The sequence below is a fragment of the Viridibacillus sp. FSL R5-0888 genome (genome assembly GCF_038009105.1).
Taxonomy (GTDB): Bacteria; Bacillota; Bacilli; order Bacillales_A; family Planococcaceae; genus Viridibacillus; species Viridibacillus arenosi.
On sequence record NZ_JBBPAU010000001.1, the window covers coordinates 4,017,156 to 4,040,934 of the forward strand.

Consider the following 23,779-nt stretch of genomic DNA (forward strand, 5'->3'; position numbering starts at 1 on the left):
CTTTTCATTAAAACACGATAATTGCTAATACAATCGCTAAAATAATTCGATAGATGGCAAATGGTGTTAATTTTATTTTGTCGATAAGTTTTAAGAAGAATTTAATCGATAATAGTGCAAAAACAAAGGCACTAACGAATCCTACTGCGTAAAATCCAATATGGTCCATCGACATGTACTCCCAGTTTTTCAAAACAGATACTAAGCTAGCCCCTGCCATAATTGGCACTGCCATGATAAATGTAAAATCCGCTGCCGTTTTATGATCTAACCCTAATAATACCCCACCTGAAATGGTCGCACCTGAGCGTGAAAATCCTGGCCATAATGATAAACATTGTACTAAACCAATCTTTAATGCTTGACCATATGAAATTTTATCTAAAGTAGTAACTGTCGGTCTTTTCGGCCCGAATTTATCTGCAACAATCATTAAAATCGCGCCAGCTACTAAGCTGAAAATAACCGGTTTTACTCCAAATAGATAGTCATCGATATAATCTTTGAACGCAAATCCTAAAATAACTGCAGGTAACATTCCTACAATAACATGTATTAAGTTAAATTTACGATTTGCTGGTTGACCTTTAATTTTATAAAGTCCTACTAAACTTAATAATCGTTTCCACATGACTACGACGACCGCTAAAATAGAGCCTAACTGTACGACGATTTTAAATGTATTAGCAGAATACATTCCTAAAAATTCTTCGGTTTTTAACCACATATCATCTACAATGATCATATGTCCTGTAGATGACACTGGTGCAAACTCCGTCATACCTTCTACTAAGCCCAGTATAAGAGCCTTTAATAATTCAATAAAGTCCATAGTATCTCCTTATTCTTTTAATAATTGAAATGCCGAATCCTCACGCCATTTCTAGCTAAACTATCATACCACAATATACCTCGTTTAACTTTTACCATTATGTTAAAAATCACTTACAAAACTCTACGTCTACAACCCACATTTCTGAACGACTATTCGTCCGAATTGGTGGTCCCCAAAATCCGAACCCTGATGACACGATTGTATGCGTTGCTACCTTCAGTTTATAACCATAATCGTGTTCGAATGTTTTTCGTGTAATGTATTGATTCGGCCACATTTGTCCTAAATGTGTATGTCCAGATAAATGTACATCTACACCAAGCTTACTTGGTGTTTCAATATCCGTAGGCGTATGGTCCATTACAATCCAAGGTAACTTGTGATCAACGGTTGTTGCTAACGTTTCTAGCGAAGCTCGATCCGCATTAGTTTTGTCTTCTCTTCCTGTAACATAAAACGAATCTGCCACTAGAATTGTTTCATCTTGTAAAATGTTTACGCCAGATTCAGCCATTTCATGAACAAATAATGGAATTTTACGTCCATAATATTCATGATTACCTAAAACGCCATATACACCATATGTACTTTTCAATTGCTTCATCACTTCACTCATCCCATACTCCACATACCAAATGGGATCATCATCAACTAAATCTCCAACTAGAAAGACAACATCTGGTTTTGCTTCATTAGACAATTTCACAAAACGTTCTAAATGGGTTTTATTCGATAAAATGCCTAAGTGAAAGTCTGAGCCTATAACCATTCTTAATGGCTTTTGTACTGGATTAGCTTTTTGAATTTTAATCGTAAGATTTCTTACAACTGGTGAGTACGCCATATAGCTACCGAAAGCTACAATGATGAGTAATAATACGGCAACAACATAACCCACCCATTTTAGTGTGCCTGGCAAAAGCCATACAAGTAAATTCGCGATTGGGAATAACAACAAACCATACTGAATAACAATCATCCAATAGCTCCCAATAATTTTAAATATACGTAGTTTATGATGAATGCGTTCAATCATAATGCTATAAGCCATTATTGCCCAAATCACTCCAAAAACGACTGGTCCCTCAAAAGAAAAAGTCACATGGAGCCATGTATAGACATTCCAGCCTAAATAAAAAACTATTGAATTATATAGTAGAAACGCGATTAAGCCAAACCCAATTCTTTTACCCATAAAACCCCTCCTTATTCCTGTTAGTATAGCATTTCACTCTAGAAACGACTTGTTAGAAGCATAACTAGTAATTTCTACGTCTCTGGTCTTAGTTGAAAATGCATTTCAAGGCCGTTTGTCCAAAAACAATCCTAGCGTAATATAAAGGTACAAACGAAGGGAGGCACTAACTTATGAAAAAAGTCGGGTTATTTATCATCGGCGTCATCGCCGCTATCACCATTTTATGTTCACTTGGAGCTATGGCAGGATTGGCTATTTCAGCAGCCATCCTATATGCAGGTATTCACTTCTACTTAAAGAGTGAATCAACATTCGCAAAAATCATCTGGGCTCTTGTTGCAATCGCAGGTTTACTAACAGCTGTAGCGAATATCCCTAGCTTTATCGGTTTAATCGCAATCGTTGCACTTTGGTATATTATTCGAAAATGGGACGGTAAAGAAACAACACAAATCATCACTGCAAAAACAGATGATCCATTCACAAATTTTGAAAACCAATGGGATGAATTAACGAAATAAGGAGGAAATTAAAAATGGCAAACTTACTACAACGTTTAAAATATACTCTTGAGGCCGACTTACATTCAGTATTTGATAAAAAGGAAGCTAAAAACCCTATTGCTATGCTAAATCAGTATATCCGTGAAGCAGAAAAGCAAACAGAGCAAACTGGTAAATGGTTAGAACGCCAAGCATCTCTAAAAAAAGAACTTGAAAACGAACTAGCAGTAGCAATCGAAATGTTCATTAAGCGCCAAAAGCAAGCCGAACTGGCGAAGCTAAGTGGCGAAGAAGATTTAATCGGCTTTGCAGAACAAGAAATGTCTGCTTATGCAAACCGACAAATCGTATTAAAAGACAGCATTAACAAAGCAACTGAAGAATTATTTGGCTTGGAACGCAAATACGAAGAAATGAAACATAAAATTAAAGATATGAAAGTCCGTCAGCTCCAATTAATGGGGAAAGAAAATGTCACGCGTGCCCATAATCAGATGGATCGTGTTCTAAATCCAGAAACAAACGGTCAAGTCGGTAAACGTTTAGAAACTTTCGAATCTATGGAAGCTTATATTGAGCGTCTAGGGCAAAAAATTGATCAAGAGCACGAAATCTCATCTATGGAGCAACGACTAGCAATGTTAGAAAAAAATGCGCCACAACCGATTGCAATTAATGAAGAAAAATTAAGCTAATACTAGACTTCTTTGGAAGGCCAGTTATACTAAAAAGGAGAAAGGCAGATGCCCTTCTCCTTTGAGTTTTTCTATTAAATAAACATTATGATGCGAAGAAGGAGGAACAATATGAATCAAATTACAACAAATAAACTGACGATGTTACTTATCATTTCACTATTGCTTGTCTTTATCGAAGTGACGTTTTTCGGTAATGGCAGCATTATTTTCGCCCTTCTTGGCATCGTAATGATTTATATGAGTATTAGTAAACGTCGAAAATGGTTATTTTGGATGGGAACCATTATTAGTATCATTTCATTATTTTCTATGTGGAGTTTACGCTTACTTGTCGTAGCAACACTTATTTATATTTTATGGCAGCTAAAAAAAGGCTCTCCCATCACAATATCACTACCAAAGCAATTTGATTATAATTCAGTAGAAGCTCAACCGATAATTCAAAATAAAGCATTTTCCTTTCAAAAGACTCCAACAAATGCTTATGAATGGCAAGATATACACGTGCAAGGAATCGTTGGAGATTTAACAATTGATACAACACAAACACTTTTGCCGAAAGGTACTTCACTTATATCAGTCCGTCAAGGCTTTGGAAAAGTGAGAATTGCCGTACCATATGAAGTTCCCGTTCGAATTCATTTTAATACTATGGTTGGTGATGTTCAGCTTTTCGGAAACAGAATGCCACGTTTGTGGAATAAAACAATTTCGATGAAGGATGGCTATAATCAAGAGATTGAACATACTGTTGAGCTGATTATTACTGTATCCACTCTATTCGGTGATGTTGAGGTGATTCGTAAATGAGATCACTTTTCCCAAGATTTCTATCCATTTTCCTTATCGAAATTGCGATTGTTTTTTTTATTCTCTTCATTTTATGGGGGCTACCTGAAATAGATACTTGGTCCCCTCTATGGAAGTTATATTACTTGGAATTACCACTTGGTTTGTGGATTTTAACACTACTCGGTGCATTCAGTATTAGTGTTGCTATTTGGTCAATTTCATTGACTCAAAGTAAAGATAAAGAATTAGCAGATGTACTACAAACCTTAATACAAACGGAGAAGAAAACACCTGTCTCAACAAAATATTTATCTAAAATTATTCGTAAATCGATTGTGTCTGTTGAAGACCTAATTATTACACAACGAAAAAGTCTTCAGCGTATTACTAATGAACGTGCGGAGGCAGAAGATAAATTAATTCAAGAGCGGATCATCCAAGAAAGACAAAGACTTGCTCGGGAATTGCATGATTCTGTATCTCAACAATTATTTGCAGCCTCTATGTTGTTATCAACGGTCAATGAAACAGCACCTGAAGATTTACCATTACATTTCACAAAACCATTAAAACAAACAGAGACAATTGTACAACAAGCTCAACTTGAAATGCGCGCATTATTATTACATTTACGACCAGCCGCCCTGCATAACAAATCACTGGCTCAAGGTCTTGAAGATTTACTGTTTGAATTAAAACAAAAGGTTTTCTTTAACATACATCATCGTTTAGAAGAAGTTTCTTTACAAAAAGGTGCAGAAGACCATTTATTTAGAATTGCTCAAGAAACCCTATCCAACACTTTACGACATGCAAAAGCAACTGAAGTTGACATTCTACTAGTAGAACGTGATAATCTTGCTATTTTCCGTGTACAAGACAATGGGGTTGGCTTCCAAGAGTTTGATGAGAAAGCCGGCTCATACGGTTTAAAAAACATTGAAGAACGTGCCATCGAAATTGGTGGTACTTGTAAAATTGTTTCCGTTCCAAATCAAGGAACAGTAATAGAAGTTAAGATTCCAGTAGAGAAGGAGTATGAACCAGATGATTCGAATATTATTAGCGGATGACCACGAAATGGTACGGATTGGTGTATCAGCCTATCTTCAAGCACAACCTGATATGGAGGTAGTTGCAGAAGCTACAAATGGTCAAGAGGCGTTTGACCTGTCGTTAAAACATCGTCCTGATATTATTTTAATGGATATGGTCATGCCCATTATGACAGGTGCAGAAGCTACTGCTGCAATTATTAAAGAGTGGCCACAAGCCAAAATCATGATAGTGACAAGCTTCTTAGATGACGATAAAGTATACCCAGCTTTAGAAGCTGGTGCCATTAGCTACTTGCTCAAAACTACTAATGCAAAGCAAATCGCAGATGCCATCCGCCAAACTGCAAGTGGCACCCCTGTTTTAGAACCTGAAGTAACGAGCAAAATGATGAAGCGTTTACGTCAAACCGATCGTCCTCTTCATGAAGATTTAACAGAACGTGAGCGCGAAATCCTTCTGTTAATTGCTCAAGGAAAGGCAAATCAAGATATTGCAAATGAACTTTTCATTGCTATAAAAACAGTAAAAACACATGTCAGTAATATATTAGCTAAACTTGAAGTACAAGATCGTACTCAAGCAGTCGTATACGCGTTCCAACATCATTTAGTAAAGTAAATGATATTGGCCACAATAATCCATCTAATAAATACCCTGTTTTGTGAAAATAAGTAAGAATATGATATTTTAATACTATGTTTTTTGTGGAATTATCTAAATTTTCCTACGCTTATGAATATAGTCTCTACAAGTCATAATTTTCGTCACACAAAATCACTCTTTTTACCGATTCTAAAATTATTTTATTAGTGTAATATCCAAAATAGTATAATTTATGGAAGGTATATATATGCAAAATATTGGGCGAATTATTAAATCCGAACGTATAAAACAAAACATGAAACAAAAAGTACTTGCTGAAGATATTTGTTCTACATCTTATTTAAGTAAGATTGAAAATGGTAACAAATCTCCCTCTCCCGAAGTAATGAATGGCTTAATTGAGCGCTTACAGCTCGATTTAAACTACTTTTCAGAAGAAAACGAAGAGCAAATTATGGATAATCTCTATGAAAATTATAAATCTATAGTACTAACTCGTAACGAGCAAGCTGCTAAGGAAAAAGTTAACCATTATATGAATTTTGAAATTAGGTTTGATGAACCAAAAAACTTTTACTACTACAATCTGTATTTGTTTAGACTTTTTTTAGTCTCTAAGCAACCTCTAAATGAAATAGAACACTTTTTAACAGCCTTTTATGCCATGGAAGAAAATTTGGATGAACGCCAAAGTTTTATCTATAACGTCAATGCCAATATTTATCATTTTAGAAAGAGCAATTATATAAAGGCACTTTCCTATTTGGAATCATCTATAAATTTACTACCTAATATCCAGTTAGAAGATTGGGAAAGAGCAGATTATTATTATACATTAGCTTTAAATTATTATTCCTTAAACCAAAACTTAAACGCGCTTAATTACGCAAAGAAGTCTAGTGCTATTTACGAATCACTAGGGTACTTTGCCCGCTCTGTCGATTGTAAAACATTAATTGCCGCAACATTCATTCAAAACGGTCACTATGCTAGTGCCGAGCAAATTTTAGAAGATACTTCTCTCTTCTGCCATAGGCACCAGCTTCACCAATTTGATAGTCTACTGTCGCAGAATATGGGCTTTATTTTTGCTCTACAAGGCCATGCAAAAAAAGCTATTACTTATTACAAGAAAAGTTATAAAGCTAAAACAGAGCCTCTTAGTATTCTCATTACTATCCATTCAATCATTAAAGAATACTCAAAATTAAAACAAGAAGATTATGTGCGAATATGGTGCGAAAAAGGGCTAGACCTTATTAAAGAGAATGAATTAACCACTAGTACAACTACCTATTTGTATCACTTTGAAATTTTTAAAATGAAACATCAGTTAATTTCCTTTGACGAAAAGCTAATCGCCAATGCAATTGATCATTTCCAAAAAATCAATGACATTAAAAACGTCCAAAAATACGCCATTCTTTTAGGCAATATTCTCTATGAGCATCATGAATATAAAAAAGCTGCTTCCTACTTCCAAAGATCAACTGAAGCTATGTATCAATTAAAGTATATTAATAAGTGGGAAGACCTCACATAACAGTAAAAACCCAAATTGCGTCGTTGCAATCTGGGTTTTCTTATTAATAAACGGATACTACATTTACTGTAACTTTAAATAAGTCACCATCTACTTCAATTTTCATACGAGCTCCGTGTAAATCTACAATCGATTGTGCAATAGCTAAGCCAAGACCTGATCCATCTGTATGACGAGAAGCATCTGCTCGCTTGAATCGTTCATATAATTCCTCAACATTTTCACCAATCTCATATTTCGTTACATTTTTTATAACAAATTCTGCTTCTCCATTGTGCTGACGAAGTGTCACATAAACACGTGTACCTTCCAGTGCATATTTCAATGTGTTGACGATTAAATTATCCAGTACTCTCCACCACTTTTGACCATCAACGTACGCATGTAACGGCCCATCTGGCGTATTCACACGGAAATCTAACGCGGATTTTGTTATATCCTCTTCATGTTCAGCTAGAGCTTGTTGTAACAACTGATTCAAATCGACCCGTTGTTTATGAAGCTCAATGTTGCCTGAAGCCATTTTAGATACTTCAAACAAATCTTCGATAAGTGTTTTTAAACGCTGTGATTTTTTATCTAAAATTGCAATATATGAATTGCGTTCTTCTTCTGTGACATTTGGTTTTTTTAATAAATCAGTGTACGTAATAATCGATGTTAATGGTGTACGCAAATCATGACTAACATTAGTAATTAGTTCTGTTTTTAGACGCTCACTTTTTGCCTGCTCAGAAATCGACGTGCGAACACCATCACGTAAATCATTCAAATTTTTGGCATGTGAAGCAAGTGCTGACTTACCTTGTATTTTAATTTCATTGCTCAAGCGACCCGCAGCCATTTGCTCTGTTTCTTTCATAATACGATTTAAATAGCTCATTCGTGTTAAGAATAGAAGCGTCGCTGGTAGTAGGATGAATAGAAACAGCGGGATGTATATGAGGAATAGGTGCCACGCCACTAATGCTCCAGCAAGACCTAATCCCCCTAAGAAAATAATCCCTAGTAGAATAACTGATTGGAAACCGATGCTACGATTTAAAAATAAATCCTGTAACTTCTCAAAAGTTTTTCTTGCTAAACTATTCTGATATGCTTTCATAAGTTTCTCTTCGCTATTTAGATCTTCTAAAACAGATACTAACTGTGCAAGGAATATCCAAATAATTAAATATAAAATTACAAAAGCAAAGCCAAATCTGAGTAACTGATATACGCTAATACGATAATAACTATATTCAATCCCATCTTCTACTAATAACAAACCTATAAACAGAGCCCAAATCGTAACAAGTAGACTTATAATTCGTACATCAATCGACCATTTGTGAATCCAGTGAGTTGCATTATTACTTTCTAGAATAGCTTTCTTATGTGATTTCCAAGAAGCTATTAATAGTATTAAGCTTATTAAACCTAATCCCCAAATAATAGAGTACCAAATTTGATTTGTTTTAAATGCTTTATAGTCTGTAGCAAATTCTGCATATTGTAGTGCATTCTTTGGAATTGTGATTAGCCCTTCGTATTGGTACGTTTTATCAATAAGTGCTTGGTCGATATCACTTGGCTCTAGCCTTGTCGATACAATATCAGAATCATCATACCAAGGATTTCCATCATAATTTGAATAATTGCTATTAATACTATTCGACTTAAGTAATTCTCTTCCTTTTCCATATTTAATACTAAATGCAGCAGGACTATCTACATCACCAAATGTAGTTGTTTTCTGTGTATCCACATCAGTAAATTTAAAAGCAAAAAAGCGATAGTTATTCAATAAATCCCTTTTTTCATTACTTACATTTGCCACGTAATCATCTATGGCTCTTTTCTTACTGTCAATAATTTTAGCTTTAATATACTCATCGTCTTCAAAATTTTTCGTAATATCATCTATTTTAGCATCGCGTTCTTTAATCAAAGCTGTTTTCACTTTTGTTGACTTAGAATCGATTGCTGCAGAAATACGGTCTTCGTATTGGCTATTAATATTCTCAATTTGTTCGCTTAAACTACCATATCTTGTGCGATGTTCCTCGATTTCATTATCTGTCACAGTAATTGCCTTTTTCGCCTCATCAGCATCAATAGGGTTTAACAAAAGAGGGCCGATATTGTTTGTAAACTCATATAACTTAGATTGGAAAGTTTCAGAATCAAAATAATCCTTTCCTATATACTCCTGACCCTTCTGGACTAATGAATAAACACTGAACGCAACAATTGTTAGTAGAAACAAACTAAAAAGCCTTCTAGAATTGTTTTTCATTATTACTCCCCTCCCATCCATCTTGTTAGCTGAGCAAATGTTCTTGTCGTTCTTGCAAAGCTTAAATCTACTAAATCTAAAATAAATGATAAGCAATACGTCAAGCTAATGACTGCTATAAATATTGCAAGGATTGACCATAAAAACGCATTATTATTTCTCGATTTTGTAGCCAATGCCCCACACCACCTTTAAAAAACGCGGATTTTTTGGATCCACTTCAATTTTTTCTCTTATCTTCCGAATATGCACGGCCACTATGTTTTCCGCATTGTATGCAGGCTCGTTCCAAACGCGCTCGTAAATTTCCTGAATCGAAAATACACGACCGGCATTCGTCATTAATAGTTCAGTTATCTTAAACTCAATTGGGGTTAGTTTTACTGACTCCCCATCAAGTGTTACTTCTTTCGATTCCTGATCCAGCACTAAACCTTGCACAGCAATTTTCGATTGTTGCTCATTATACGTTCCAAGTTTCACATAACGACGCATTTGCGATTTCACACGCGCCACAAGCTCCATCGGATGAAATGGCTTCGTCACATAATCATCGGCCCCGACGGACAAACCATGTATTTTATCCGAATCCTCCACCTTTGCACTCAACATAATAATAGGAATGTTACGCTCCTCGCGAATTTTAAATGTCGCAGTTATCCCATCCATTTTAGGCATCATAATATCTAAAATTATTAAATGTACTTCATTTTCTGAAAGTATCTCCAACGCCTCAAGTCCGTCCGCTGCCTTTATTACGTTGTAGCCCTCATTTTTCAAATAAATCTCAATCCCATCACGAATATCCTGGTCATCATCCGTCACAAGTACCGTATACTCAGCCATCTCTCGCACCTCATCCCTCAACAAATTCAAAGATATATTTTACTCATTCATTAATCTCGTAGTTCTATAACATTTATAATACACATCAAATCTTAAGACCACCTTATCACAAAAATGAAGAAATTCTTAAGGTTTATATTAAATGCTGAAGGCGCTCGTTCAGCTGCGAGGTCGTTAGAAGGCGGAAGCCAAAGTCGCTCTTAGACTTTGAGCGCCCGACTGAAACGACCCGAGCAGCTAGCGCCTGAAGCTGGATATCTATCTAAATGCTGAAGGCGCTCGTTCAGCTGCGCGGTCGTTAGAAGGCGAAAGCCAAAGTCGCTCTTAGACTTTGAGCGCCCGACTGAAACGACCCGAGCAGCTAGCGCCTGAAGCTGGATATCTTGATAAACACTTGTTTGTTGCACTAACTCAGTTGTTTGTTGTACTATCTCGATTGTTTGTTGCACTAACTCGATTGTTTGTTGCACTAACTCAGCTGTTTGTTGCATTAACTCGATTGTTTGTTGCGCTAACTCGGCCCTTTGTTATTTAGCAGAATATTCACGTCCTAATCCGCTACCATAATACCGAAAATAGCTCATGCTACTCATATCTATACTTCATTTTCCCCACAAAAAAGCTACTTAGCCTTAACTAAGTAGCTAAAATTTTATTAACCTTTTTAACACGACCACCAAATGTAATAACTAAAATACCACCGAGTAGCATCGCAACACCAAACCATGACGTTACACTTAGATACTCACCTACTAGAAATACACCGAGTATAGTAGCCGTTAATGGTTCTCCAAGTGACAGTGTCACCGCTGAAGATGATGATATTTTTTGCAAGCCCGTTAAGAATAACAAATACGCGATACTAGTACCGAAAACGCCCATGAATGCTAATGGTAGCCAGTTTGCGCCTTGTCCGACCCATTCAATTCCATATATTAATGAGATTGGACACAATAATAACGCACTGATTGAGAATGTCATAGCCACTGCTGGCATCGCTTCTTCTTTTTCCATTAATGCCTTGCTCACATGTGTATAAATTGCAAAAGCTGTTCCTGCACATAGAGCCATGGCAATACCAATCGGATTGATAGTTGCCTCTCCTTTGTTCACAAACAATAATACACATCCAACTATAGCAAGTAATGTAGCTACTCCCCATGTGCGCGTCGGCTTATTTTTGAAATAAAGCCAATCAATTAAACCTGCAAATACTGGCGAACTTCCAATCGTTACGACAGTTCCAATGGCTACACCTGTCAAACGTACCGATGAAAAAAATAGCGGTTGAAATAGAGCCATCGATAGTGCTGCAAAAAAAGTATACTTCCAAGCCCAATGACGAAATTTTATCTTTCTCATTAAAGTAGCTATGATCAGTAAAGTGCCGCCACCAACTGCTGATCGCATCATAGCAACAGTAAGAGGATTAATACCATCTGTTAAAAATGTCTGTGTAGTACCAACTGTCCCCCATAAAACAGCTGCCAATAATACAAAAGCATAGGGTAATATACTCACTTAACTGCTCACTCCTTATGTATCTTTTCATAAATATACCATAAATTCTGAAAGTTGAGGCAGACGGTTTCTTCTATTATAATGAAGGCAAAAGGAGGCATTGATCTATGTACAAAACTGTTACAGATACAGCGAAAGATATCTCAATGCCAGAGCAACAAGTGATGCGTTACATCCTAGAAGGTCGCATTCATGCGGTTCACGATGGCGAACAATTTTTAATCAGCAGTGACCAATTTGAGCGTTTCCATGAACAACTTGAACGTATCAAAGAAGAAATTGAGATTTGGAAGAACACGCCGATTCCAGAAGACATTGATATTAAAGATGAGGACTAAAAGACAGCCAAGAGCTGTCTTTTTGTTTTGCATTATATTGAAAGAAAATTAAAACACCAATGGCTTTTACAATAGCCACTGGTGTTTGCGATATGTAGAAGCTAGCAACTGATTGCAGCTCCAATTTATATTTAGATTGTAACAGGTGCTGTTTGTTTAGCTAACATGTCTGCGTAATCTTCAACCATCACACTTGCAGTTGGGAACATTCCTGCTCCTGGCCCTACAAGAGTTAGGGTCCCAATGTAGTTTGTATCAAGAGCAACAGCATTATTAACACCCTCGATTGAGTAAAGTGGATGTTCTGGACCAACTAGTTCAGGTCCTACTTTAGCAATTAACTCTCCGTTTTCACCTAACTGTACATCTGCTACATGACGGTAACGTAAACCTTTAGCAGAAGCTTCATCTACTTGCTCAGATGTGATTTCTGTAATACCAATTACATCAACATCTTCCCACCTTGGCTGTTTACCAAATGCTAACGCACTAAGAATCATAAGTTTTCGGAATGCATCTTGACCAGAAATATCGTTATAAGGATCCGCTTCAGCGTAACCTAGGCTTTGTGCATCTTTTAATACATCATCGAACGCTAATCCTTCACTACGCATTTGAGTTAAGATGTAGTTTGATGTACCATTCAAGATTCCTTGAATATGGTGTACATCATTTACACGTAAGATATTTTGCATCGTTTTAATAACAGGAACGCCACCAGCAGTTGTTGCTTCGTAGCCCACTTGTACGCCATATTGCTTCGCTTTTTCTTGCAAAGCTAAACCATGTTTAGAGAACATTACTTTGTTAGCAGTAATTACGTTACAACCATTTTCGATTGCAAGTGCTGAATATTTAAATGCTGGTTCTTCCCCAACTATTGCTTCAAATACAACTTGTAAATCTGGAATAGCTAAAATATCTTCAAAGTTATCTGTTATTAAATCTTGTGGTGCATTTGAACGTGGTTTAGTTACGTCACGTACTAAAATTTTAGCGATTTCAATATCTACTCCTAATGTCTCTTTAAACTGTTCACGCTTTTCATTAATGATATGATAAATACCTTGCCCTACAGTACCAAATCCTAGAATCGCTACTTTTACTGCCGCCATACGATCGCCTCCAAAAATAAAATTGCAATCTTACATTCAATCTCCAAATTGTGTTCAAACTCCATCTAGTATTGATGACTTCAAAGCCAGATGTTAAACATCATTTTGTAGTTCCAATTCTGTTTGTTTTCTAGCACAACACCATATGATATTGACTTCTAAATAATTCAGAGAAAAGATATTTACTAATTATGTTGCTGTACAACTGTATTTAACCCCTTTACAGCGTATATCCCCCATAATCCCCTTACGAATAGTTTTTCAAATAGCGTTTAGCAATTTTATCAATTACTAATACACTGTACTTCAATTTTTTTACTTATTGATGATTCTAGACTATAAATGAACAGATTACAAGAAAAATCTTTCCGGAAAGGACAATTGTTTTTCTCAGAAGGTCACACAAGCCAAGAATAACAACACTTTAACTGTATTTTGGAATTTCAGATTAAATGTTACTAGTTTAAAAATAACGATTTGAAAAGAAAAAAGGACGACATAATGCCCCTCGTCATCCCTTGAATTAGCCTTTTCTTCATTAATAAATACTTACTTTGTAACAACAGCTTCTGTTACTTTTGCGAAGGCGTTATCTAGTGCTTCTATAATATCCTCAATTGCTTCTAAACCAATTGATAATCGTACAAGCTCTTCAGAAACACCCGCTAATACTAATTCTACTGCACTTAACTGTTGGTGTGTTGTAGATGCTGGATGGATAATTAATGAACGCGCATCACCTACATTTGCTACATGCGAGAATAACTCAATGTTATCAATTAACTGGCGACCAGCTTCACGGCCACCTTTAATACCGAATGTTAATACTGATCCGAACCCATTTTTTAAATACTTTTTCGCATTTTCGTGAGTTGCACTGTCTTCAAATCCATTGAAACTAACCCACTCAACATTTTCATGACCACGCAAGTATTCAGCTACTTTTTTAGCATTCTCATTATGTCGTGGTACACGTAAATGTAATGTTTCAAGACCTTGAATTAACTGGAATGCATTGTCAGGACTTAATGTTGGACCAAAATCACGTAGCAATTGAACGCGTAATCGAGTTGCGAATGCAGCACTTGCAGCATCAACACCGTAGCGAATACCATGGTAAGATGCATCTGGTTCTGTATAGTCAGGGAATTTCCCTTGCGTCCAATCAAATTTACCAGCATCGACAGCGACACCACCGATTACTGTACCGTGGCCACCAATCCATTTTGTTGCAGAGTGCACTACAATATCAGCACCGAACTCTATTGGATTTGAACCATATGGTGATGGGAATGTATTATCAACAATTAGTGGAATCTCATTTTCATGTGCGATATTTGCCAAAGCTTCAATATCCACTACAGTTAAACTTGGATTACCTATTGTTTCCACATAAATCGCTTTTGTATTTTCTTGAATCGCTGTACGGAAGTTTTCTGGATCTCTTTCATCTACAAATGAGGCTGTAATACCATAGCGTGGTAAAGTATTGGCTAACAAATTATATGTACCGCCATATAAACTACCTGAAGCAACAATATGATCGCCTGCGCGTGCAATATTTAAAATTGAAAATGAAATAGCAGCCATTCCTGAAGATAGTGCTACTGCCGCTGTTCCACCTTCTAATAGTGCAACACGTTTTTCAAATACATCGACAGTTGGGTTCATAATACGAGAATAAATATTACCGGGTTCTTCAAGTGCAAATAGTTTTTGAGCATGCTCCGTACTATTAAAAGCATAAGCAGTTGTACGATAAATTGGTACAGCACGAGCACCTGTTGTTGGATCTGCTACTTGGCCACCGTGTAATAATAAAGTTTCTGGACGTAAATTTGTCATCATTCATTCCTCCTAAATGTATTTTTGAGATGGCAAATCGGAGGTGTGAGGAGGATTTTTTGGAAAAATAAAAACCCTCTTCGCTAAGAAGAGGGTTGCATAAGCAATTTTTCCTCCCCTTATCTGTCAGATCCGATTAAAAATCTGTAGGAATTAGCACCATTGTGAGTTCGTCACTCACCGGTTGCTGGGCATCGCAGGGCCTATCCCTCCGCCGCTCTTGATAAGAGTATTTGATTCAGTTCCATCTTGTTGACAAGTATAGAAGATAAATCAAACTAATGTCAATACTTTTATTTGTTTTTTCTGAACATTAAATTTAATAGATACAATTTTTAGATAGATGAATTTAATTTAAGTAGACTTTAAAATATGTTAGCCTAAAGATAGACAGTAAATATATATTATTTGGCAAAGGGGTTTCGGATAATGACAAGAGAATTACTACGTAGTCACGCTTCTGTGCGTAAATATACAGGAGAACTTATTTCTAAAGAAGTAGTTGTCGATTTAATTGAAACAGCACAAATGGCAGCGAGCTCTCATTTTGTACAAGCATATAGTGTCATTTGGGTTACAGATGAAGATAAAAAGAAAAAACTTGGAGAACTTTCGAATAATGAATTCCAATTTGGAACAGCGGGTGCTTCGTTTTTATTTTGTGTAGATTTTAAACGACTGCAAGTTGCGGGCCAAAAAAATGGTGTAGAAATTATTGCTGATTCTGCAGAGAACGTACTTGTAGGTGTAGCAGATGTTGCTCTTTTCGCTCAAAACTTCGTTATTGCAGCTGAAGACCAAGGTTACGGTATCTGTTATATTGGTGGAGCGCGTAATAATCCAAAAGAAATTAGTGAATTATTTGGTCTTCCTGAATATGTATTCCCGTTATTTGCTATGACGATTGGTGTACCTACAAAGCGTAATGAAACAAAACCTCGATTACCAGTTCAAGCTATACTACATGAAAACAATTATGATGTAGATCGATATGATACATTGTTAGATGAGTATGATGCAACAATGGAAGACTACTATGCAAGCCGCGGGTCTAATCGTAAAATGGCCAATTGGACAAAACAAATGGCGGATTTCTTAATAGAACAGCGTCGACCACATATCAATGAATTTTTAGCACAGAAAGGCTTCACTTGGAAGTAATAAAGAAAACTCTAAAATTAGGGATACCTAGTTTTAGAGTTTTTTTGCATGAGTTCAACCTATTATAAGTTGTTTTACTACGCCTCTTCTCCTTCACTTTGATAAATTACTATTCATAATCCCATTAAAAAACCTGCCACTATTTAGTGACAGGTAGGCATTTCATTTTATTCTTTGACTAAACCTTCGATTACTAGCTCTTTTACAGGTAGGAAAACTTCGCCTGAGTTGATATATTTCACTTCGACTGTGTCACCTTCTTGTAGATAAATAGCTAATGGTACAACTTCTGAGCTCACGCTATAGTTGTCTTTGTTATCTAACATAAACGATACTGTTGTGAAGTCGCCACTTTTCTCTTTATAAACGCGGACAATTTTCCCTTTAATGGTTGCTTGCTCTTGTTTAGAGCTACCATTTACAGAACTGCCTCCACGACTTAGGATAGCTTTATATTGTCTTAATGCCTCATTTGGAGTAGCTCCTGAAACTGAAAGCTCAGGATTAGCAGCTGAGACGATGAAATAATTTTGTAAGAAACCGTTTGAATCGAGCACTGGTGTTAACCAGCTTGCTTCACCATAGAAGTTGTAGATGATTGGCATTTGACCATGCCACTTTTTCTCGATAAATTTCTTTTCGATTATTTGTAATGCTCCTTGAGAATCCATGTACGCTTCCTCTTGGTTGCCCGTGTAATACGTTGCCTCTCCAGTGCGGCCATTTGTTAATGAATAACCGAGCATTGAATCGACACCTTCTTTAGGACTTGTAAAATCTGTGAAGTAGTACATATCACCATTTTCATCAAAGATTGGGCTAACATTAGCTTCCGTTCCTTCATCCGAAGGTAATTTCACATCTTTTTTTCCAAATTTACTATTCCAGAAACCGTGAACATAGTTACCAAAATAGCTATTTTGAAGGCTAACTGCTTCCGGTGAAACTGCACCGTCGATAAATGTTGGAACATCTTTTAAAGCAAATGTCTGAGATTTACCTGTTTTTGCATCAACCATAATAATACCTTCTGCATCAAAGCCGTTACGCGCTGTGATGAATTTCCCATATGAACGAATATAATATGGTTTACCATTATCATCAACTTCAAGTTGAGGCTCACCGTAGAAAATTTTCGTTGGATTTTCTAAACGAATATGACGCTCAACATTATTGTTTAAAAATGAAGAAGTCGTATATTTCATTTCTGATTTGATGAACTTTGGATTATCTGAAGAATCTGTAGCACTCATTTTAAAATAACCTGGTGTCACTTTCCCTTTCGTCCATTTAAAGAAGCCTGAGAATTCAACAGGCGCAATATACACAAATTCGCCGTTAACCTTCTGAATTTGCAAACTACCTAATTCATAGTAGCTTGTATTTGGTACTTGGCTAAAAGCCTTTTTCATTTTATTACGAGCAAATTTTGGCGGTACGCTTGCAGGTGTTTTTGTTTCATCAAATGCCTTCAGTTCCACTTTTTGTGTCATTTCAGCTGATGTGTATTTTTCATTCGCATTAAATAATGGCGCTGCCAAAATATATACACCAAAACCTAAGCTTCCTAAAAACAGAATACCTTTTAAATTACGCTCCATACCACTTGCAGACCAAGCTCCAAGCGCTGTTAAAACAATTATCACTGGCCATAAAAGCGTCCAATTTTGATCAATTATTAGAACATAGTAAATTGTTGCTGTCGCTATAAATGCAACTATGAATACGAAAATAAAGAATTGGATTTTGAATTTAGCTTTCAAATCTCCATCTTTTGTTTTACTTGTTATCGGTACGATTAATAGTCCAGCTACTGCTGCAACTATCGCCGACATTATTAATGTAGCAATCATTTTGATCATCCTTTCACATATCTATTTTACGATACAATCTTCAGAAAGTTTCAGTTATATTTTATATTAGAAAGGTTTTATTTATTTTAAGCAAGAATACTCTTTAATGAAGGGAGGTGAGAATATGAAACAAAAAATTCTCATTAGCTTAATCATTCTATTAGGCATCATTTATATTTTCTTTATACCTGCTGAGCCTGTTACAGTGAAACTAAGCTTTAAAGTAGTTCCAATGCTTCTAATTATTTGGTTAGCTTCGTTTCAAAAAGCATCGCCTAATACAAGTTATAAAAAATGGTTACTACTTGGATTACTCTTTTGTATGATTGGTGACGCAACACTCCAATGGTTTTTATTTGGTTTAACTAGTTTTTTAATCGGTCACATTTGCTACATCGTTGCATTTGTACAACTTAAAGAAAAAATAATTGCTAGACCTGCAGCTACCCTTTTATTACTTTATGGAGGGTTTATGGTTATTTGGATTGCTGGGACTGTCTTTAAATCTGGAGACATCATATTAGGTGTTGCTGTTATCGCATATATCACTGTTATTTTAACAATGGGATGGACAGCTATTCAGACAAACTCGAAGCTTGCTACAATAGGGGCACTATCATTTATTTTCTCAGATTCAATATTATCGATTAATATGTTCATTACTGATGTACCTTTTTCTCATGCACTTATTATGATGAGCTATTACGGTGCACAGCTATTGTTTGCTATTAGTATTTCTTATTATTCCGTCATCCGAAAGAAAGTGTTAGAATAGTGACAATGCTTTTACAATAAGGGGGATATTCCAATATGAAAGAAACAGTGATTGAAAGACTAGTACGTTATGCACAAATTGATACACAATCTGATGCTGAAAGCGAAACAACTCCATCAACTGAAAAACAATGGGATTTACTACATGTACTTGAGAAAGAATTAGCCGAAATCGGTATGACTGAAATCTCTCTTGATGAAAATGGCTACCTATTTGCTACACTACCAGCTAATTCAGATAAACAATTACCAACAATTGGTTTTCTAGCGCACGTTGATACTACTACAGACTATACTGGTACAAATGTTAAACCACAGCGTCATGACAATTACGACGGTGGAGATATTCAATTAAATGAAAATACAGTTCTATCTCCGAAAAATTCACCAGAGCTTGCCAATTATGTAGGGCAAACATTGATTACTACTGATGGTACTACTTTACTTGGTGCTGATGATAAAGCAGGTATTGTTGAAATCATGACAGCTATGGAATATTTAATTTCTAATCCAGATATTAAACACGGTAAAATCCGAGTTGCCTTCACACCTGATGAAGAAATCGGCCGTGGGCCACATAAATTTGATGTTGAAGCATTTAATGCTGATTTCGCTTATACAATGGATGGTGGTCCTTTAGGTGAATTACAATATGAGAGCTTCAACGCAGCTGGAGTAAAAGTTAAAACTTTCGGCGTAAGTGTACACCCAGGCTCTGCCAAAGATAAAATGGTCAACGCTATTACAATGGCTATTAAATTCCAATCTTATATGCCTGCAGATGAAGTACCCGAAAAAACATCTGGTCATGAAGGATTCATTCATCTAATGAACTTCAACGCCCATATCGAAGAAGCAAGACTTTCTTATATCATTCGATACTTTGACCGTGAAGAATTTGAATCAAGAAAACAATTATTTAAAGAAGTTGAAGCCAAAATTAAAGCTGAGTTCGGTGAAGATGCCATTACAGTTGAAATAGCAGATCAATACTATAATATGGCTGAAAAAATTGAACCACAAAAAGATATTGTTGATGTAGCCTTTAAAGCAATGGAAAACCTAAATATCAAACCTTTAATTTTGCCAGTTCGTGGTGGTACAGATGGGTCCCAACTCTCGTATATGGGAATGCCTACTCCGAATATCTTCGCTGGCGGCGAGAATATGCATGGACGATTCGAGTATGTTTCTGCTGAGACGATGGTTAAAGCTACTGAAGTTATCATCGAAATTGTCCAATTATTTGAGCAACGAGCATAAAGCGTATTTATAGGTAGGTGATATTTTGAAAGAAATTGCTTTAGGTGTTTTAGCGTCATTATTTTTTGCTGTAACTTTTATATTAAATCGAGTAATGGAGTTAGATGGTGGTAGCTGGCTATGGAGCTCATCATTACGTTACTTTTTCATGATTCCCTTTTTACTCGTTATTGTGATGTACCGTAAAGGCATACAACCAATGACAAAGGAAATGAAAAAACGACCTAAAGTTTGGCTATTATGGAGCTTTGTTGGCTTTGTCCTATTTTATGCACCGTTAACATTCGCGGCTGCTTATGGACCTGGTTGGCTCGTATCGGGAACATGGCAATTTACAATTGTTGCAGGAGTATTATTAGCACCTCTTTTCTTCATACGACTTGGTGAGAAAACAATACGACAGAAGATTCCTATCGTGTCATTGCTTATATCGTGCATTATTTTAGTTGGGATTATATTAATTCAAATCCCTAGTGCTAAAACAGTTTCTATTGAAAGCTTAATGTTAGGCATCTTGCCGGTTATTGTTGCAGCGTTTGCTTATCCACTTGGAAATCGTAAGATGATGGATGTGTGTGATGGTCGTTTAGATACCTTCCAAAGGGTTCTCGGCATGACCATCGCTTCCCTTCCTGCTTGGATTATATTAGCTGTTATTGCTCTAATAACAGTCGGGTTGCCTTCTGCTAGCCAAGTAATTAATTCACTTCTTGTTGGGATTAGCTCAGGTGTTATTGCGACTATTCTTTTCTTTATCGCAACAGATCGCGTCCGTAATAACCAAGGAAAACTTGCAGCCGTTGAAGCAACACAATCGACTGAAATACTATTCGTTATTGTAGGAGAGATGATTATCTTAGGTATTCCTTTACCAGAGCCACTCGCCCTATTCGGCTTAGCTATTATCATCATTGGAATGTTCTTACATAGCTATTACACAATGTTGATGAAGAAAAAACAAATGCCCACTGTCCGAAATTATCAAGAACTAAATTAAAAAGATAAATAAAAGAGCGTTACATATTTTATATGACTAATATGTAACGCTCTTTCCTTTTTTTAAACTAAAGCACCCCGTTAGTTTAATAATTTCGCTTTAATTTTATTTGTATATTTATATGAATTAATAATTTTTATTGTTAATCCTGCTAACAAAAGTCCAAGAATCCCTCCAAAAATATTAAGCCACAAATAAATAATTGTAAGAATATTAAAGCCTCCTATAACCAAACCAAGATCTTCAAATAAAAGGTGTAACATCTCAATCCCAATACAATTTAATATAACAATAGAAATTACTTTCTTAATACTTTTTAAATTGAAAAGAATTGATAAATAAATTCCTAAACTTACTAATAAAAGTGTAAATAATGCTTATAATCTCCATTTTACGATTATAAGCAGAATCATCCACAGTCAGATAGATAAATTATGGATGAAGTGCCCGTGCCATCGCGTCCAAATAGTTCTGACTGGCACGCTGACTCACTTCGGCTTCAGGCACAAATACCTCAAAGCAATGGAAGCAGCCAGGGTAGAGTTGAAATTCAACGTCTACTCCTGCTTGTGCTAGTCGTGTTACATATTCAATGGTTTCATCTCGGAATAAATCGAGTTGACCTACACATGTATAAGTTGGCGGTAGCCCCGCTAAGTTGTCTGCTCTCGAAGGTACAGCGTAGGGAGATACCTCGTTGGAATCGTTCTCCTTGCCCAAGTACATACTCCAAGCCGTTGAATTGTTTGCTCTATTCCATGTTGCGTGGTCTTCTGTAATCTCATAGCTTGATGGTGTTATGTTGCGGTTGTCAAGCATCGGATACAGCGGCATCTGGAATATAATAGATGGACCTCCTTTATCACGAGCCATTATCGCAAGCGCTGCTGTTAGTCCGCCGCCTCCACTTGCACCGGCGATCGCAACTCGATTCACATCAATGCCAAGCGAGTCTGCCTCATTTGTCATCCAAACCAATCCTGCATAACAATCTTCGATAGCCGCTGGATATTGATGTTCGGGAGCAAGTCGATAATCGACAGACACAACAACGCATTTAGCAGTCTGAACAAAGCGTTCACACAAAACATCGTCCATATCGGGGTGTCCCATTACGTATCCGCCACCGTGAATCCACAGCATAGCTGGAAGTTTATCAAGATTTTTCTCAACGGGTTCGTAAATTTTAACTAACATCTCGCCCGCAGCGCCAGGAATCGTTCGATTGGTCATGAGTACAAGTTTTGATTTTTCCAAATGTGGATTCGACAAGAAACTTCGACTCGACTCTAAATTCTCCGCTAATTGAAAGCCTGGAAATTGTGAGAAAGCCTGTTTTAATTCTGGTAATACTCTACTGTCAATTTTCATATAAATTCCTCCAGTTAGATAATGAGACTTCAATCATTCCTTATTGAATGATTCACGGACTGGATGTGTCTCCTGTTCTCCTTCAGCTTCCCATTTGGCAATTTCCTCCCGTACACGAGGGGCAACTTCTGTTCCAAGCAATTCTATGGCACGCATGACTTGATTATGTGGCATTGTACTTAACGGAACATACATCATAAAGCGTGTAATCCCTACATGCTTACGAAGATGGATGATTTTTTCGGCGACTGTATCTGGATCACCAACATACAATGCCCCTTCAAAACTGCGTGCAGCATCAAAGCTGGAACGATCATAATAAGGCCAGCCCCGCTCTTTGCCAAGTTTATTCATGCCTGCCTGAGTGGATGGGAAAAATGTATCTGCTGCCAATTCCGTATTCTCTCCAACAAATCCTATCGAATGAGATCCCACCTGAAGTTTTGATACATCATGACCAGCGTGAGCCGCCGCTTTCTTATATAGCTTTACGATTCGTGCAAATTGCATTGGGCTACCACCAATAATTGCCAGCATAAGTGGTAATCCCAGAAGACCGGCACGGATAGCAGACTCCTCATTTCCACCGCTACCAACCCAAATCGGTAGAGAATTTTGAACAGGTCTTGGATACACACCTAAATTATTGATTGCTGGTCGATGTCCGCCTTCCCAAGTCACTTTTTCGGACTGACGTATTTTGAGCAGTAATTCCAAATGTTCTTCAAACAGTTCATCATAGTCATTCAAGTTATAGCCAAACAATGGAAAGGATTCAATAAAGGAACCACGACCCGCCATAATCTCTGCGCGTCCATTTGAAATGCCATCCAGTGTAGAAAAATCCTGAAAAACGCGCACAGGATCTGCTGAAGAAAGCACGGTTACTGCACTCGTGAGCCGTATCTTTTCCGTTTGTGGTGCCGCCGCTGACAGAACCATCGCTGGAGAGGATGCTGCATAATCCTTCCTATGGTGCTCACCAACGCCAAACACATCAAGTCCTACTTGATCAGCAAGAACGATTTCTTCGACAACTTCACGCAATCGCTGTGCGTGACTTATCACTTCGCCACTATGAACATCTGGTTTCGTTTCTACAAAAGACGTAATACCTATTTCCATTTGTTATCTCTCCTAGTTTAATTAGATTTTAAGCCTAAAAAATTAGTCATTTCCTTTATGG

22 protein-coding genes and 1 riboswitch are annotated in these 23,779 nt (G+C 36.7%); of the genes, 11 read left to right on the top strand and 11 right to left on the bottom strand.

The window, feature by feature from the left end:
* Window positions 1-7: 7 nt before the first annotated feature.
* Both MKY02_RS19835 and MKY02_RS19840 read right to left on the bottom strand, forming a co-directional pair.
* Entirely contained in the window at window positions 8-832 is an 825-nt protein-coding gene (locus MKY02_RS19835; protein WP_038180380.1) for an undecaprenyl-diphosphate phosphatase, read from the bottom strand.
* A gap of 109 nt (window positions 833-941) precedes the next feature.
* Window positions 942-2,030, bottom strand: a complete 1,089-nt coding sequence (locus MKY02_RS19840) for a metallophosphoesterase (protein WP_038180383.1) — start codon at window positions 2,028-2,030, stop codon at window positions 942-944.
* A 173-nt stretch (window positions 2,031-2,203) separates the two neighbouring features.
* On the opposite strand from MKY02_RS19840, the gene MKY02_RS19845 reads away from it, so the two are divergent.
* The 6 genes from MKY02_RS19845 (at window position 2,204) to MKY02_RS19870 (ending at window position 7,231) form a co-directional block, all read left to right on the top strand.
* Entirely contained in the window at window positions 2,204-2,554 is a 351-nt protein-coding gene (locus MKY02_RS19845; RefSeq protein WP_038180386.1) for a lmo0954 family membrane protein, read from the top strand.
* A gap of 14 nt (window positions 2,555-2,568) precedes the next feature.
* On the top strand, window positions 2,569-3,231 hold the full coding sequence (locus MKY02_RS19850) for a PspA/IM30 family protein (RefSeq protein WP_076065524.1): 663 nt from the start codon (window positions 2,569-2,571) through the stop codon (window positions 3,229-3,231).
* Window positions 3,232-3,342: 111 nt separating this feature from the next.
* Window positions 3,343-4,044 (top strand): cell wall-active antibiotics response protein LiaF, encoded by a 702-nt coding sequence (gene liaF / locus MKY02_RS19855; protein WP_038180390.1) that lies wholly within the window; start codon window positions 3,343-3,345, stop codon window positions 4,042-4,044.
* On the top strand, window positions 4,041-5,099 hold the full coding sequence (locus MKY02_RS19860; protein WP_038180392.1) for a sensor histidine kinase: 1,059 nt from the start codon (window positions 4,041-4,043) through the stop codon (window positions 5,097-5,099). Before liaF ends, MKY02_RS19860 begins: the two co-directional genes overlap by 4 nt.
* A complete protein-coding gene (locus tag MKY02_RS19865) occupies window positions 5,074-5,703 on the top strand; it encodes a response regulator (RefSeq protein ID WP_038180393.1) in 630 nt (209 codons plus the stop codon). Before MKY02_RS19860 ends, MKY02_RS19865 begins: the two co-directional genes overlap by 26 nt.
* Window positions 5,704-5,935: 232 nt before the next feature.
* Window positions 5,936-7,231: a helix-turn-helix transcriptional regulator gene (locus tag MKY02_RS19870; protein WP_340711635.1), complete on the top strand. Its 1,296-nt coding sequence runs from the start codon at window positions 5,936-5,938 to the stop codon at window positions 7,229-7,231.
* A gap of 43 nt (window positions 7,232-7,274) precedes the next feature.
* Here the strand turns inward: MKY02_RS19870 and MKY02_RS19875 are convergent, their stop codons facing one another.
* The 4 genes from MKY02_RS19875 to MKY02_RS19890 all read right to left on the bottom strand — a co-directional run bounded on the left by MKY02_RS19875 (window position 7,275) and on the right by MKY02_RS19890 (window position 11,870).
* Window positions 7,275-9,509 carry a HAMP domain-containing sensor histidine kinase gene (locus tag MKY02_RS19875; RefSeq protein WP_038180397.1) on the bottom strand — a complete coding sequence of 745 codons (2,235 nt, stop codon included), beginning with the start codon at window positions 9,507-9,509 and terminating at the stop codon, window positions 7,275-7,277.
* Window positions 9,510-9,511: 2 nt separating this feature from the next.
* Window positions 9,512-9,685, bottom strand: coding sequence for a hypothetical protein (locus MKY02_RS19880; protein ID WP_155981161.1), 174 nt, complete (start codon window positions 9,683-9,685; stop codon window positions 9,512-9,514).
* Window positions 9,663-10,355 (bottom strand): response regulator transcription factor, encoded by a 693-nt coding sequence (locus MKY02_RS19885; RefSeq protein WP_038180399.1) that lies wholly within the window; start codon window positions 10,353-10,355, stop codon window positions 9,663-9,665. Before MKY02_RS19885 ends, MKY02_RS19880 begins: the two co-directional genes overlap by 23 nt.
* Before the next feature lie 636 nt (window positions 10,356-10,991).
* Window positions 10,992-11,870: an EamA family transporter gene (locus MKY02_RS19890; protein WP_179078265.1), complete on the bottom strand. Its 879-nt coding sequence runs from the start codon at window positions 11,868-11,870 to the stop codon at window positions 10,992-10,994.
* Between the two features lie 113 nt (window positions 11,871-11,983).
* On the opposite strand from MKY02_RS19890, the gene MKY02_RS19895 reads away from it, so the two are divergent.
* On the top strand, window positions 11,984-12,214 hold the full coding sequence (locus MKY02_RS19895; RefSeq protein WP_038180403.1) for a hypothetical protein: 231 nt from the start codon (window positions 11,984-11,986) through the stop codon (window positions 12,212-12,214).
* A 131-nt stretch (window positions 12,215-12,345) separates the two neighbouring features.
* Here the strand turns inward: MKY02_RS19895 and MKY02_RS19900 are convergent, their stop codons facing one another.
* Entirely contained in the window at window positions 12,346-13,329 is a 984-nt protein-coding gene (locus MKY02_RS19900) for a homoserine dehydrogenase (protein WP_076034260.1), read from the bottom strand.
* 549 nt (window positions 13,330-13,878) lie between these two features.
* The gene (locus MKY02_RS19905) at window positions 13,879-15,174 is read right to left on the bottom strand and encodes an O-acetylhomoserine aminocarboxypropyltransferase/cysteine synthase family protein (RefSeq protein ID WP_038180408.1); all 1,296 of its coding nucleotides are present in this window, start codon (window positions 15,172-15,174) and stop codon (window positions 13,879-13,881) included.
* Between the two features lie 116 nt (window positions 15,175-15,290).
* Window positions 15,291-15,404: riboswitch (SAM riboswitch) on the bottom strand.
* A 199-nt stretch (window positions 15,405-15,603) separates the two neighbouring features.
* Here MKY02_RS19905 and MKY02_RS19910 point away from each other — a divergent pair.
* On the top strand, window positions 15,604-16,335 hold the full coding sequence (locus MKY02_RS19910; protein ID WP_076034258.1) for an NADPH-dependent oxidoreductase: 732 nt from the start codon (window positions 15,604-15,606) through the stop codon (window positions 16,333-16,335).
* Window positions 16,336-16,502: 167 nt separating this feature from the next.
* Here the strand turns inward: MKY02_RS19910 and MKY02_RS19915 are convergent, their stop codons facing one another.
* The gene (locus MKY02_RS19915) at window positions 16,503-18,188 is read right to left on the bottom strand and encodes a hypothetical protein (protein ID WP_340711636.1); all 1,686 of its coding nucleotides are present in this window, start codon (window positions 18,186-18,188) and stop codon (window positions 16,503-16,505) included.
* Between the two features lie 124 nt (window positions 18,189-18,312).
* Between MKY02_RS19915 and MKY02_RS19920 the strand changes: the two genes are divergently transcribed.
* The 3 genes from MKY02_RS19920 to MKY02_RS19930 are packed head-to-tail and all read left to right on the top strand — an operon-like array spanning window position 18,313 to window position 21,222.
* Entirely contained in the window at window positions 18,313-18,963 is a 651-nt protein-coding gene (locus MKY02_RS19920; protein WP_340711637.1) for a lysoplasmalogenase, read from the top strand.
* A 35-nt stretch (window positions 18,964-18,998) separates the two neighbouring features.
* The gene (gene pepT / locus MKY02_RS19925; protein WP_038180415.1) at window positions 18,999-20,225 is read left to right on the top strand and encodes a peptidase T; all 1,227 of its coding nucleotides are present in this window, start codon (window positions 18,999-19,001) and stop codon (window positions 20,223-20,225) included.
* A 25-nt stretch (window positions 20,226-20,250) separates the two neighbouring features.
* Entirely contained in the window at window positions 20,251-21,222 is a 972-nt protein-coding gene (locus MKY02_RS19930; protein ID WP_076034256.1) for a DMT family transporter, read from the top strand.
* Between the two features lie 432 nt (window positions 21,223-21,654).
* Here MKY02_RS19930 and MKY02_RS19935 read toward each other — a convergent pair whose 3' ends face one another.
* The gene (locus tag MKY02_RS19935) at window positions 21,655-22,593 is read right to left on the bottom strand and encodes an alpha/beta hydrolase (RefSeq protein ID WP_038180420.1); all 939 of its coding nucleotides are present in this window, start codon (window positions 22,591-22,593) and stop codon (window positions 21,655-21,657) included.
* Between the two features lie 33 nt (window positions 22,594-22,626).
* Entirely contained in the window at window positions 22,627-23,718 is a 1,092-nt protein-coding gene (locus MKY02_RS19940; protein ID WP_076034254.1) for an LLM class flavin-dependent oxidoreductase, read from the bottom strand.
* Between the last annotated feature and the right edge of the window lie 61 nt (window positions 23,719-23,779).